The 13,390-nt window shown below is 24.8% G+C and carries 15 protein-coding genes; 9 read left to right on the top strand and 6 right to left on the bottom strand.

Features of this window, described 5'->3' with window-relative positions; genetic code table 11:
- Positions 1–8 precede the first annotated feature (8 nt).
- Both AC5SL8_RS01690 and AC5SL8_RS01685 read right to left on the bottom strand, forming a co-directional pair.
- On the bottom strand, positions 9–662 hold the full coding sequence (locus tag AC5SL8_RS01690) for a P-loop NTPase family protein (RefSeq protein WP_494580359.1): 654 nt from the start codon (positions 660–662) through the stop codon (positions 9–11).
- Positions 659–1,525, bottom strand: coding sequence for a hypothetical protein (locus tag AC5SL8_RS01685; protein ID WP_494580357.1), 867 nt, complete (start codon positions 1,523–1,525; stop codon positions 659–661). The genes AC5SL8_RS01690 and AC5SL8_RS01685 overlap by 4 nt, the downstream gene beginning before the upstream one ends.
- On the opposite strand from AC5SL8_RS01685, the gene AC5SL8_RS01680 reads away from it, so the two are divergent.
- The 3 genes from AC5SL8_RS01680 (at position 1,518) to purN (ending at position 3,334) form a co-directional block, all read left to right on the top strand.
- Positions 1,518–1,649, top strand: coding sequence for a hypothetical protein (locus tag AC5SL8_RS01680; protein WP_494580355.1), 132 nt, complete (start codon positions 1,518–1,520; stop codon positions 1,647–1,649). The genes AC5SL8_RS01685 and AC5SL8_RS01680 overlap by 8 nt on opposite strands.
- 100 nt (positions 1,650–1,749) lie before the next feature.
- Positions 1,750–2,778 (top strand): phosphoribosylformylglycinamidine cyclo-ligase, encoded by a 1,029-nt coding sequence (gene purM, locus AC5SL8_RS01675; protein WP_494580353.1) that lies wholly within the window; start codon positions 1,750–1,752, stop codon positions 2,776–2,778.
- Positions 2,756–3,334 (top strand): phosphoribosylglycinamide formyltransferase, encoded by a 579-nt coding sequence (purN, locus tag AC5SL8_RS01670; protein ID WP_494580351.1) that lies wholly within the window; start codon positions 2,756–2,758, stop codon positions 3,332–3,334. The genes purM and purN overlap by 23 nt, the downstream gene beginning before the upstream one ends.
- Here purN and ndk read toward each other — a convergent pair.
- Positions 3,331–3,741, bottom strand: coding sequence for a nucleoside-diphosphate kinase (gene ndk, locus AC5SL8_RS01665; RefSeq protein ID WP_494580349.1), 411 nt, complete (start codon positions 3,739–3,741; stop codon positions 3,331–3,333). The genes purN and ndk overlap by 4 nt on opposite strands.
- A complete protein-coding gene (locus AC5SL8_RS01660) occupies positions 3,734–5,191 on the bottom strand; it encodes a leucyl aminopeptidase (protein ID WP_494580347.1) in 1,458 nt (485 codons plus the stop codon). Before AC5SL8_RS01660 ends, ndk begins: the two co-directional genes overlap by 8 nt.
- A gap of 59 nt (positions 5,192–5,250) precedes the next feature.
- Here AC5SL8_RS01660 and AC5SL8_RS01655 point away from each other — a divergent pair, with 59 nt between their 5' ends.
- Genes AC5SL8_RS01655 through rsmA form a run of 6 tightly spaced genes read left to right on the top strand, consistent with a single transcriptional unit; the run spans position 5,251 to position 12,506 of the window.
- Positions 5,251–6,378, top strand: coding sequence for an LptF/LptG family permease (locus tag AC5SL8_RS01655; protein WP_494580345.1), 1,128 nt, complete (start codon positions 5,251–5,253; stop codon positions 6,376–6,378).
- 1 nt (position 6,379) lies between these two features.
- The gene (locus tag AC5SL8_RS01650) at positions 6,380–7,462 is read left to right on the top strand and encodes an LptF/LptG family permease (RefSeq protein ID WP_494580343.1); all 1,083 of its coding nucleotides are present in this window, start codon (positions 6,380–6,382) and stop codon (positions 7,460–7,462) included.
- Positions 7,452–9,827 carry an LPS-assembly protein LptD gene (locus AC5SL8_RS01645; protein WP_494580341.1) on the top strand — a complete coding sequence of 792 codons (2,376 nt, stop codon included), beginning with the start codon at positions 7,452–7,454 and terminating at the stop codon, positions 9,825–9,827. The genes AC5SL8_RS01650 and AC5SL8_RS01645 overlap by 11 nt, the downstream gene beginning before the upstream one ends.
- Positions 9,827–10,759 (top strand): peptidylprolyl isomerase, encoded by a 933-nt coding sequence (locus AC5SL8_RS01640; RefSeq protein ID WP_494580339.1) that lies wholly within the window; start codon positions 9,827–9,829, stop codon positions 10,757–10,759. Before AC5SL8_RS01645 ends, AC5SL8_RS01640 begins: the two co-directional genes overlap by 1 nt.
- A complete protein-coding gene (locus AC5SL8_RS01635; protein ID WP_494580337.1) occupies positions 10,749–11,717 on the top strand; it encodes a 4-hydroxythreonine-4-phosphate dehydrogenase PdxA in 969 nt (322 codons plus the stop codon). The genes AC5SL8_RS01640 and AC5SL8_RS01635 overlap by 11 nt, the downstream gene beginning before the upstream one ends.
- Entirely contained in the window at positions 11,718–12,506 is a 789-nt protein-coding gene (rsmA, locus tag AC5SL8_RS01630; RefSeq protein WP_494580335.1) for a 16S rRNA (adenine(1518)-N(6)/adenine(1519)-N(6))-dimethyltransferase RsmA, read from the top strand.
- Here the strand turns inward: rsmA and gmk are convergent.
- Together gmk and AC5SL8_RS01620 are read right to left on the bottom strand one after the other, a co-directional pair.
- Complete coding sequence (gene gmk / locus AC5SL8_RS01625; protein WP_494580333.1) at positions 12,495–13,127, bottom strand: guanylate kinase; 633 nt, start codon at positions 13,125–13,127, stop codon at positions 12,495–12,497. The two genes, rsmA and gmk, sit on opposite strands and share 12 nt — an antisense overlap.
- Positions 13,128–13,135: 8 nt before the next feature.
- Complete coding sequence (locus tag AC5SL8_RS01620) at positions 13,136–13,375, bottom strand: acyl carrier protein (RefSeq protein ID WP_415284196.1); 240 nt, start codon at positions 13,373–13,375, stop codon at positions 13,136–13,138.
- Between the last annotated feature and the right edge of the window lie 15 nt (positions 13,376–13,390).

Genomic DNA, 13,390 nt, shown 5'->3' with positions numbered 1-13,390 from the left:
TTAATTTTCTAAAGCCTCATTAATAATTTTAAAATCGATTGATTTTTTTTTTTTAAACTAATTTCATCAATTTTATATATGAATTCAAATATTTTGCTATACGATCTGTCTATTCTTTTAATAATATAATCAATCAACTTTTTATCTAATGTAATTTGTCTATCTGATAAATTTTTCAGTATTATAGCAAACATTAACTCATCATCTGGATTTTCGATTTTTGCTAAAAGACAATTTTTTGTTCTAGATCTTAGATCTTGTAACTTAAAATCAATTTCTACAATCGGTTTATTTGATGTAACAATTAAAAATTTATTATCCTGATCAATTATATTAAAAAGTGTGTAAATAAGGTTTTCATCAATTTCTAAGGTCAAATTCTCTAATACGATACATTGAAAGGGTTTAATGGTTTTAAGATCTCCATTATTTAATAAGTTTGATTCAATCTTAATTCCATTAAATTTTTTTAAAAAAATATTAACAAGATGAGTTTTACCAGAGAACTTTTCACCACTTATATTTAAAATGTTTTTTTCCCATTTTGGCCATTTATTTATAATCTCAAAAGTGTAATAGTTACTTTTTCCAACATAAAAATCATCATCTTTAAAATTTTGCTCATAATTAAAATCTAGTAATAATTGGTTCAGACTTTTCATTTAACTACCCATACATTATCAGTCATGACCAAATCAAAATTTTGTTTCTTCATATCGCTTAAGAATAGTTTTGGAGAGCCATTATAAATTATTCTAATTTGAAAATTTTGATTATCAAATTTCAATGTATAAAATTCTGATATAAGGTCCATATTTGCTAGAACATTTCTTATTTTAGAAATTCTTTTATAATCTTTTGAATCTAAAGAAATAGTAATTGGAAGTTTAATTGATGTATTAATTTCATTATTTTTTTTCCATTGATTTTCATAGTCGTCTTTTAAATCTATGATTAATTTTTCAATATTGATTTCATTTTGTAAATTAATTTCACTATATGTTTTATTTACAAGTTTAGTTGAATTGTCTAATTTTATTTTAGATAAAATTTTTACTTCATTTTTTGTTTTATAGACTATTAATATTATATGATCTTTGATGTCATATTTTTTTACCAATCTATTAAAGTCATATACTTCAATATTGTTAATTTCTTCTTGGATATTATTTAGATCATCTAAATCTTCACTTGGTAAAAAGTATTCTAATAATTGAAAGTTATTTTTTTCTTTATTCCACTTATTATAAAACGGGTTATCATCATAAAGATAGACTCTTTCTTTTTCAGTGTCGAATAAAACAGGTATCAATAAAACTTTATTTTTTATAGGTGCAGATGGAAAAATATTTTTATTTTCAAGAAACTTTAAAACTTTTTTTTTATTAAAAGTTGTTTCAAGAATAGCAATGTATTCATTGTCGACAAATTTCTCCTTCGAAATTGTAAAAGAATCTATCATTTCTTTAATTTTAATAATTGAGGTATTTTTAATCTTTTTTTTATCGGTAGTGGTTGTGATCATTGACAAAAGATTAATGAAAGATGTTTTAAAACCATCATCAATTACAGTATTTTTTTGGAAATTTAACTCAAATGATGAAGAAATTTCAATATTTGATACTTTAAATGCATTGGCATGCAAATAGCTTGTGGAAAAAATTATTAAAAATAGAACGATATAGCTAAAAATTATATATAGTTTTGAAAATCTTAAAAATTTATTAAAAATTTGCATATTTTATACTAATGAAAAAAGAAAAATTTACCTATGAAAAAAGTGGAGTGAACATAAATGCTGCAGATAACTTTGTTAAATTTATATCTTCAATTTCAACAAAGAATAAAGGCAAAAAAAAGTTTCAAAATATTGGTGGTTTTGGATCAATATCTAACATTCCAAAAGATATAAAAAAACCAAAAATTGTAGCCTGCACTGATGGTGTGGGTACGAAAGTTGAAATAGCTAATACACTCAATAAATTTGATTCAATTGGTATTGATTTAGTTGCAATGAGCGTAAATGACTTAGTCGTTCAAGGAGCAAAACCTTTATTATTTTTAGATTATATCTCTATTAACAAAATAGATTTAAAGAAATTGAAATCAATCCTTAAGGGCATTGTAAAAGGATGTAAAATTTCAAATTGTGAACTTGTTGGGGGGGAAACCGCTGAAATGCCAGGTACTTATGCAAAAGGTAAATTTGATATTGCTGGATTTGCAGTAGGGATAGTTGATGGCAATAAGATTTTGGATAAAAAAAATATTAAAAAGAATGATTTAATTTTAGCAGTCCCATCAAATGGTATTCATTCAAATGGATATTCATTAGTACGATATGTCTTAAAAAAAAATAATATAAATTTTAAAAATAATAAATTTTTAAAAAAAGAACTTATCAAACCAACTAAAATTTATGTTAATGAGATTTTAAATTTGATTCAAAATAAACTGTTAAATTCATGTGCCAATATTACTGGCGGTGGCCTTGAGGATAACATTAAAAGAGTGATACCGGACGGTCTTTCTGCTGATATTGATTTGGATAAAATAAAAACTAAAAAAATTTTTAAATGGCTAAAACAAAATAATATTAATGATAAAGAGATGTTAAAGACATTTAATTGTGGTGTTGGTTTTTGTTTAATTATAAAACCACAAAACTTAAAAAAGATTAGTAAGTTTTTTAGTAAAGAGTTTGAACCTTATGTTATTGGTAAAATAACTTCGGGCAAAAAAAAAATTAAACTTAGTGGCAAAATTGATTGGTCTTAATAGAATAAAAACTGCAGTTTTCATTTCAGGAACTGGTAGTAATCTTAAAAACTTAATTAATTTTTCAAAAACCAAAAAAAGTCCAATTTCTATAGATTTAATAATTTCAAATACAATTAAAGCAAAAGGTTTGAAATTTGCTAATCAATATCAAATCAAAAAAAAAATATTTAATTTTAAAAATATTAAAACTACTGAAAAAAAATTATTTATCTTATTAAAAAAAAATAAAATAAAATTTATTTGTTTAGCAGGATTTATGAAAATTCTATCCAGTAAATTTATTAAACAATTTAATGGTAAAATAATTAATATCCATCCTTCTCTACTTCCAAGATACAAAGGTTTGAACACTCATAGTAGAGCTATTCAAAATAAAGATAAATTTTCAGGCTGTACTGTTCATTTTGTTACGGAGAAATTAGATTCTGGAAAAATTATTATGCAAAAAAAAATTAAAATTTCAAAGAAAGATACTCAATCATCTCTTGCTAGAAAAATTCTTAAGCAAGAACACAAAATTTACCCTAAAGCTATTTTAAAAATATTTAATTAGTCTTTAAAAAAAAAATCAATTTCTATCTTTGCATTTTCAACACTGTCTGAACCATGTACAGAATTTTTATCAATTGAAATTCCATATTTCTTTCTAATAGTTCCCTCTTCAGCATCTTTTGGGTTGGTTGCTCCCATTAATTCTCTATTACCCAATACCGCATTTTCTTTTTCAAGAACCATAACAACTATTGGTCCAGATGAAAGATAAGCGCATAAATCACTATAAAACGGCTTTGTTTCATGAACTTTATAAAACTGTTCTGCTTCACTTTTTGTTATTTGAATCTTTTTGTCTTTTACAATCTTGAAACCTTTGTCTTGAAACATCTCCTTAATTTCTTCCTCTAAATTTCTTTCTACAGCATCTGGTTTAATTATTGATAATGTTTGCTCTAAATTACTCATAATGATCCTCTATTAGTTGGTTTAATAATCTTACTCCATAACCTGTTGCTCCACCTGAATTTAAAGCACCACCATATTTTGAAAAGGCCATACCTGCTATATCTAGATGAGCCCATGGTGTTTTGTTTAGAATAAATCTTTGTAAAAATTGTGCGGCTGTCGTTGATCCAGCGCCACCAACATAGTTAATATTTTGCATATCAGCATTTTTTGAGTCAATTAATTTATCAAAATTTTTATGTAGAGGCATTCTCCATAACTTTTCATCAACTTTTTCACTAACTTCTAATAACTGTTTTGATAATTTATCATCATTTGAAAATAATCCCGCATACTCAGAGCCTAAAGAAACAATTATAGCGCCTGTCAAAGTTGCTAGATCAATCATAAATTTTGGTTTGAATTTTTTTTCTGTAAAACTTAGAGCGTCAGCTAAAACTAATCTTCCCTCGGCATCAGTATTTAGTATTTCTATTGTTTTTCCACTATAAGATTTAACAATATCACCAGGTCTTTGAGCGTTTCCTCCTGGCATATTTTCAACAAGCCCTACAACACCAACAGCATTAACTTTTGCTTTTCTTAAAGCTAAATTTTTCATCAAACCTACTACTGTAGCTGAACCAGCCATATCATAAGTCATGTCCTCCATAAATTTTGCAGGTTTTAAAGAAATACCTCCAGTATCAAAACAAACTCCCTTACCAACAAAAGCTACAGGTTTAGAACTATTTTTTAAACCATTCCATTCCATTGTTACTAAATACGATCCTCTAATGCTGCCTTGCCCTACGCCAAGTAATGCATTCATACCTAATTTTTTTAATTTTTTTTCATCATAAATATTTATTTTTAAACCATTTTTTTTAAGCCCTCTTATTCTTTTTGCATACTCATCAGGATGTAAAATATTTCCAGGTTCTGAGACAAGATCTCTTGCAAAAAAAATTCCTTCTTCTAAAGCTTTAAATCTTATTATGCTTTCAACAGTTATTTTATTCTTACTTCCAATTACATTAATAAAAATTAATTTTTCATTATTTTTAGATTTATAAAGGTTGAATTCATATGATTTTAACTTTAATCCATGCAAAAAATATGCTGCAAGGTTTTCTATTCTGCTATTTATTGTGTCTAAGTTTATAAAATAATCTTTATCTTTTTTGTAATCAATATACTTATGAAATTTAGCACCTAAACTTTCTATATCTGATGTTTTTAAATTTTTTTTAATTGACACAAGATATATGGTTTTTTTTGAATTAATCCTGAAAACTAGAAAATTTTTTTTTAAATCACTGTTTTTTAATAAATCTGATATGTAGGAGAATTCAGAGCTAGAAATAATCTTTTCTAATCTTTTCAGGCTAAAATCTTCATCAACAAAATAGATTAGATTAGCAGGTACCTTGTTTCCAGATTTAAAAGAATAATTAATTTTAATGGACATAATTTAAATACACTCAAGAAGCGATTAATGCTATATATGACTAAAAATTAACATTTTCAATGAAAAAAATCATTTTTAATAAACTTCAAAAAGAAATATTTCTTTTTTTTTTGATTTCTAGTATTGCATTAACTCTAATCATATGGGTCATACAAGCTGTAAACTACCTTGATATAGTAACCGAAGATGGGCATAGTTTTAAAGTTTACTTTTTATTTACCCTACTATCTTTGCCAAAGATATTTTCACAAAGCTTACCTTTTGTATTTTTTTTATCTGTTTTTTACATTGTTTCTGACTATGAGGATAAAAACCAGTTATTAATTTATTGGTCGTATGGTGTAAATAAATTACAGGTTATTAACCAAATAATTCAACTTTCTCTGATTTTTGTTATTTTTCAAATTATTTTTTCTACAATTGCAGTTCCCTACACTCAAGATAAGTCAAGATCCTTTATAAGAAATTCAAATTTAGATTTTTTTCCTAACTTAATTAAACCTAAAAAATTTATAGACACAGTAAAAGGATTAACAATTTTTATAGACGAAAAAAATGAGGATGGTTCATTTAGTAAAATTCTTTTAAAAGATGAGACAAACACAAATAATATTCAGATTATTATTGCAGAAAAAGGTAATATAATTCTCAAAGATAATAAAAAGACACTTCTACTAAACAATGGGGAAATACTAAAAGTTAACAAAAATAATAAAACAACCTCCTTTAATTTTCGTACTACCCAATTTAATTTAGAAAATTACTCATCCAAGACTACTAAAACACCAAAAGTACAAGAGATTGCTACTATCGATTTAATTAAGTGCTTTGATTTTTTAAAAAAAAACCTCAATACAAGTGTTGTTATCAGAAGTTTAAATTGTAATTCAAATTTTTTAAAAAATATTTATCAAGAACTTTTTAAAAGAATGTATTTACCAGTTTATATTGCGTTAATTGGATTAATTGCTTCATTAATATTATTAAAATCAAAAAATACACAAGGATATTTTTCTTTTAAAATTAAAATATTTTTAACTGGTATTTTTTTTATTATATTATCTGATATACTGTTAAATTATACGGGCAATAAAATAATAAATAATTTAATATACATAGCAATTCCAGTTTTTTCTTTTTTAATAATTTATCAAATCTTATTTTTAAAATTGAGAAAAAAAAAATAACATGATTTTAAAGGTATATCAAAATTACATAATTAAAAAATTTCTATCAACTACTTTAATGGTCACATTTGTATTTTTTGGATTGGTGATCATTATGAATACATTTGAAGAGGTAACTTTTTTTTCTGAGACTGATGTTAATATTTACTTTCCAATACTACTTGTATTCTTGAATTCCTTTTCAATTTTGTTTCAATTATTTCCCTTTATTTTTTTAATTGGAATTCAATTTTTCTTTATTAATTTTATTAATTCAAATGAATTTAATGCATTTAAAAGTTATGGTCTTAGTAATATAAAGATATTAAAAATAATCACACTAAGTGCTTTTGTGTCTGCAGTTCTTATTCTCACTTTATTCTATAACTTTTCAGCTATTCTAAAATTTAAGTACATTGAGCTTAAGAATGCTGAAAGTAATGATAGTAAATATCTTGCTAGTGTTACAGAAAATGGCTTATGGATCAAAGATGAGTATAATGAAGATATATTATTTGTTAACGCAGAAAAAATATCAAAAAATAAATTGTATAATATTGAAATCATAGTCATTAATAACAACTTTTCTATTATTAAAAAAATTTTTTCTGATGAGGTAAATATTTCAAAAAATGATTGGGTCATGAATCAAGCACTGATTACAGATAAATATGGAAAAACATCTATGAAAGAAAATTATATTTTTAATACAAATTTTAATTATCAAAAAATTAATAACTTATACTCTGATTTATCTTCTTTAACATTTATGGGGCTACTAAAGCATCGTAGGGATTATCAATTAATCAACTATTCAGTAATAGATTTGGATATGCACATTGCTAATCTTTTTGCATACCCCTTTTATTTGACTGTTATAACAATTTTATCTAGTATTATTATGATAAATATACCCCATCAAAAACCTAAAATATTTTATATATCTGGGGGAATAATCTTTTCTGTAATAATTTACTATATCACATTTTTTTTTGATGCACTGGGAAGAAATGAACAAATCCCTATTTTACTTTCAGTTTGGTTACCTATCTTTCTATTATTAATTTTATCATCTATAGGAGTTGTAAAATTGAATGAAAAATAATTTTTTTAAAATTTTGCTACTTTTATTATTAAGTTTTATTTTTTACAATTCTGCAAATTCTAATGAACTCACTTTTGAAAGTAATACTATCGAAATAACTAATAACGGAGATGTGATACAAGCGAGTAATGGAGTTGAAGTTAAAGGCATTAACAATATTAAAATAACTGCGAAGAATTCTATTTTTAATAATTTAACTTCTGAATTGTTAATCAAAGATGATGTCATATTTTATGATAGCTTAAAAGACATTCAAATAAAAAGTAACGAAATTTTATATAACAGAAAAATTGAAAAAATTATTTCAAATGGAAAAACTTATATTAAATTAGCAAATGATTATAAAATTATTACAGATAACATTGAATATTTAAAAAATGAAAATACTATTCAATCAAAATTTAAGACAATATTGATAGATAAATTTAATAATCAAATATCTGTAAAGGACTTCGTATATCTGACTGATAAAAAACTATTTCATGGAAATGATATAATTATGCTTGATGCAGATAAAAATAATTATCTATTTGAAAATACAATAATTGATCTAAATAATCGTACACTTCTTGCAAAAGATGTGGAGATTAACTTTAATAAGAATATTTTTGGAAACTCGAACAATGATCCTAGACTTAAGGGTGCCTCTCTTTCTTTAAATAAAAACGAGACTATTGTTAAAAAAGGTATTTTCACATCATGTAAAAAAAATGATGATTGCCCCCCGTGGAGCTTACAATCTTCAGAGATAAAACATGATAAAGTAAAAAAAACTATTAACTATAAAAATGCCTGGTTAAAAATATACGATAAACCTATTATTTATTTTCCAAAGTTTTTTCACCCTGATCCTACTGTAGAAAGACAGTCTGGTTTTTTAATGCCAAGTTTAGTGAATTCTTCTACTATTGGAAACTCTTTGAGAATTCCTTATTTTGCTGCAATATCTGAAAATAAAGATTTAACAATAACTCCTCGATTTTACACAAAAGGTGATTTCATGATTCAAAATGAATTTAGACAAGTGGAAAAGAACTATCAAAATATCCTTGATTTTAGTTATAAAAATATGAATGGTGGAAATAAGTCACATTTTTTCTCTAATTCCTTAATTAATTTTGAAGACTTAAATTTAGAAATTAATTTTGAAACCACCTCACATGATACCTACTTAAAAACAGATAATATTAAAACTCAAAAAAATTTTAGTCCTGCCATGATGAATAATTACTTTAATTTTGATATGTCTAAAGAAAATTTGGATATAGAAATTGAATTTAAAGCTTACGAGGACTTATCTTTAACAAATTCAAGTGATAAATTTGAATATGTTTATCCAAATTTTTCAATTAACAAAACTTTATCAACTCAATTTGATTATCTTGGTAATTTTGATTACCGGGTGAGTGGCTTTCAAAGAAAATATGAAACTAATAAAACTGAGCAGTTAATTGTTAATGATTTTATTTTTTCTTCTAATCCTGTTTTTTCAAAATTTGGTTTTAAAAGTAATTATGCCGTAAATCTAAAAAATTCAAATAAACATGGTAAAAATTCTTCCACTTACAAAGATAAAGAAACCTCTAATTTATTTTCATTGATAGATTTAAATACTTCCATTCCACTAGTAAAAGAAACTGATAATTATATTAGAGAATTTACACCTAAATTGTCTCTTTTTTTAAGTCCTAATAAATCTGATAATATTACAACACTAGATAGAAAAATTAATAACACTAATATATTTTCAACTAACAGACTTGGGTTAAGAGAATCCCTAGAAGGTGGTCAATCATTAACACTTGGTACAGAGTATAATTTAAATAAAAGTGATGGATCTAATATATTTCAAATTGATCTAGCGCAAATTTATAGAGCTAATGATAATAATAATCTTCCAACCAAAACAACTATGAATAATAAAGTGTCTAACTTATTTGGAGATGTTAAACTTAATGCCAATCAGTACTTAGACTTTGAGTATAATTTTGCTTTAGATGATAATTTTAAAACTTTAAATTACAACAAGATTAAATCAACTTTTTCTATCAACAATTTTGTAACTTCTTTTGAGTTTTTGGAAGAAAATAATACAATGGGTAGTACCAGCTATCTTTCAAATGAAACTAGTTTAGCTCTAGACAATAACAGTAAAATATTATTTCGTGAAAGAAGAAATAAAGAAACAGATCTTAAAGAGTTTTATAATATAATATATCAATATGAAAATGACTGTTTAGTAGCTTCTCTAGAATATAATAAAGATTATTATACTGATAGAGATTTAAAACCAAATGAAGAGCTGTTTTTTTCTTTAACAATAATTCCTTTTGGCTCATTAAATACACCTAGCTTCTCAAAATAATGATTAAAAAAATTTTTATATTCTTGGCAATAATTAACCTCCTATCCTCTACTTTAATTGCTGAAGATAGATATGAAATTATTGTTAGTATTGATAATAAAGTTATTACTAATTTTGATATACAAAAAGAGGTCAATTATTTACTGGCTTTAAATCCAGCATTGGATAATTTGCCAAAAAAACAAATTTATGAAATAGCAAAAGAGTCATTGGTTAGAGAAGAAATTAAAGAAAAAGAAATATCAAGGTATTATAATATAAATTATAAAGATCCTGAGTTAAGTTTATTGATTGAAAAAATTTACAATAGATTAAACATTGCTAATGAAAATGAATTTAATAAGTATTTGTCAAATTTTGATCTAAATATTGAAATGATTTCTGCAAAACTTGCAATAGAAAAGGCTTGGAATAGATTAATCTTTGAAAAGTTTAATAAATCTATTAACTTGGATGAGCTAAGATTGAAAAAAGAACTGGAAAAAAATTTAAGTCAACCACAATCACAGAATAGATATTTAATATCAGAAATTCTATTTCAATCTAAAGATGAAAAAGAGTATCAAAAAATATTAAAAAATATAAAGAAAACTATAGAGGAAAATTCTTTTGAAACTGCGGCATCAATTTATAGTATCTCGGATTCATCTAAAAATGGCGGAAAAATAGGTTGGGTGAATAAAAATGAAATTTCAGATACAGTTAACAATATGTTGAATAAGCTATCTATTGGAGAATTTACACAACCAATAAAAATAGCATCTGGTTTTTTAATTATCTATTTAAATGATATTAAAAAAGAAGACCAAGAATTCAATGTTGATGAAGAACTTAAGAAGATGATAATTAGTGAAAAAAATAGACAATTTAATGAATTTTCAATAATTCATTTTAAGAAAATTGAACAACAGATTTTCATAAATGAAAAATAAAGCTATTCTAATAGTAGCTGGAGAACCCAACAGTATATTTTTAGAAATTTTTTTTAAATCTTTAAAAAAAAATAATTTTAAAAAACCTATTATATTAATAGCTTCAAAAAATTTAGTTGCACAGCAAATGAAAAAGTTAAGATTCAATTTTAAGATTAATTTAATCGATACAAAAAAAATTGTATTAAATTTATTAACTAATAAAGAATTAAATATAATAAACGTGGATTATAAATTTAAAAAAGTATTTGATAAAATCTCTGAAAGCTCTAACTTGTACATTAAAAATAGTTTTGATATTGCTTTAAATCTTTTGAAAACAAATAAATTTATAGGATTAATAAATGGACCGATATCAAAAAAAACTTTTTTAAAAGATAAATTTTTTGGTATGACTGAATTCTTCGCTAATAAAACTGAAGTTAAAAAAAATAAATTTGCCATGTTAATTTATAACAAGAGGCTATCTGTCAGTCCTCTAACTACCCACATACCTCTTAAAGAAGTACACAAATCAATTACAAAGAATAAAATAATTGATCTTGTGCTTCTAATTAATGAATTTTATAAAAAAAGATTAAAGAAGAAACCAAAAATTGCAATTACTGGACTGAACCCTCATTGTGAAAGTAATTATAAAACCAGTGAAGAAGAAAGAATAATTAAGCCTGCCATTAAATATTTAAGAAGAAAAAAAATTAACTTATTTGGTCCTTTTCCAGCTGATACTATTTTTCTAAAAGAGGTTTCTAAAAAATATGATGTTGTGGTTGGTATGTATCATGATCAAGTATTAACGCCCCTTAAGACTTTATTTGAATTTGACGCAATTAATATTACTCTTGGATTGCCTTTTATTCGAATTTCACCTGATCATGGACCTAACGAAAAAATGATAGGTAAAAATAGATCTAACCCTCAAAGTTTAGTCCAAGCAATTAAATTTTTAGACAAGTAAGTGTATTTCAAAGCTAAAAAAAGCCTTGGACAGAATTTTCTTATAGATAGAGAAGTTCTTGAGAAAATTGTGTCTATAGTAAAAATTGCTGATAAAGAAATTTTAGAAATAGGTCCTGGAAGTGGGAATTTGACAAGTTACATTTTAAAAAAAAAACCAAAAAAATTTTTTGTTATAGAAAAAGATGACGAGCTCTCTTTAATTTTAAAAGAAAAGTTTGCTAATCAGATAGAAATTATAAATGATGATGTTTTAAAGATTTCAGAAAATGAAATTACTGACCAAAAATTAGTGGTGTTTGGCAACCTGCCTTATAATATCTCAACAGAGATACTTTCTAAGTGGATCATAAACATTAATAAAAAATTTTGGTTTGAAAGCTTACTACTAATGTTTCAAAAGGAAGTAGCTGATAGAATTATTGCTGACTCTAATAATTCAAAATATGGACGTCTTTCCATTCTAACTAATTGGAAGCTAAATGTTGAAAAAATAATAAATATTAAACCTCAAAGTTTTTCTCCTCGTCCCAAAATAGATAGTTCTCTTTTATTGTTTACTCCTAAAGAAAATTCTTTTGAATTAAAAGATGCTAAAAATCTTGAAATGATTACTAGAGTTTTTTTTAGTCAAAGAAGAAAAATGTTAAAAAAACCTTTTAACCAAATATTTAATAATGCTAAGGAAGTTGCTAGTAAATTTAATATTGATCTTAATCTAAGACCACAAAATCTTGAACCTGAAATTTACTTTAAGCTGACAAAAGAATATGAGGATCTAAAACGTTAATTTTTCTACGTGTTTTCTTATGTACTCTTTATCGTAATCTTTTGAGCCATTGTTAACTTCAGCGTCAATTAAATTATTGATTTTTGAATAACATTCTTCAAGATTATCATTGATGATCACATAATCATAATTAATCCAATGTAAAACGTCTCTAGTAAACTCTTTCATTCTCTCTTCTACAATTAATTTATCATGGGTGTGCCTATTAGATAGTCTTTCAAATAAAACTTCCTTACTAGGAGGCAAGATAAAAAAGGTAATTAGTTTATAGTTTAGCTTTTTATTTTTAATTTGATCAGCACCCTGCCAATCAATATCAAATATTACATTTTCACTTTTTTCTAACTTTTCAATCACAGGTGTTCTTGTGGTTCCGTATAGGTGATTGAATACTTTTGCGTATTCTAAGAATTCTTCGTTTTTAATTAAGGTTTCAAACTTTTCATGATTAACAAAATAATAATCTTTATCTGCAATTTCATTAGTTCTTGGTTTTCTAGTGGTATGAGATACCGATATATGAAAGTCTTTATTTTGAGAGAGAAGTTTTACTAATGTGGTTTTACCTGCCCCAGATGGGGATGATAAAATCACCATTATCCCATCTTTTTTTTTGGACATTTAAATTTTTAGTTAGCTTTGCCTTCAATAAATTTAACAGCATCACCAACAGTTAGAATTTTTTCAGCTTCACTATCTGAAATTTCTGAACCAAATTCTTCTTCGAAAGCCATAACTAATTCAACTGTATCTAAGCTATCAGCTCCAAGGTCATCAATAAAGCTAGAGTCATCTTGAACTTTTGCTTCATCTATTCCTAAATGGTCTGCTACAATTTTTTTAACTTTGCTTGAAATATCTTCTGACATATTGATCCTTTTTGT

This window comes from Candidatus Pelagibacter sp. PS_41 (assembly GCF_059417725.1).
Note: the sequence above shows the minus strand (reverse complement) of the source record. Positions and strands in the feature narration are given on the sequence as shown.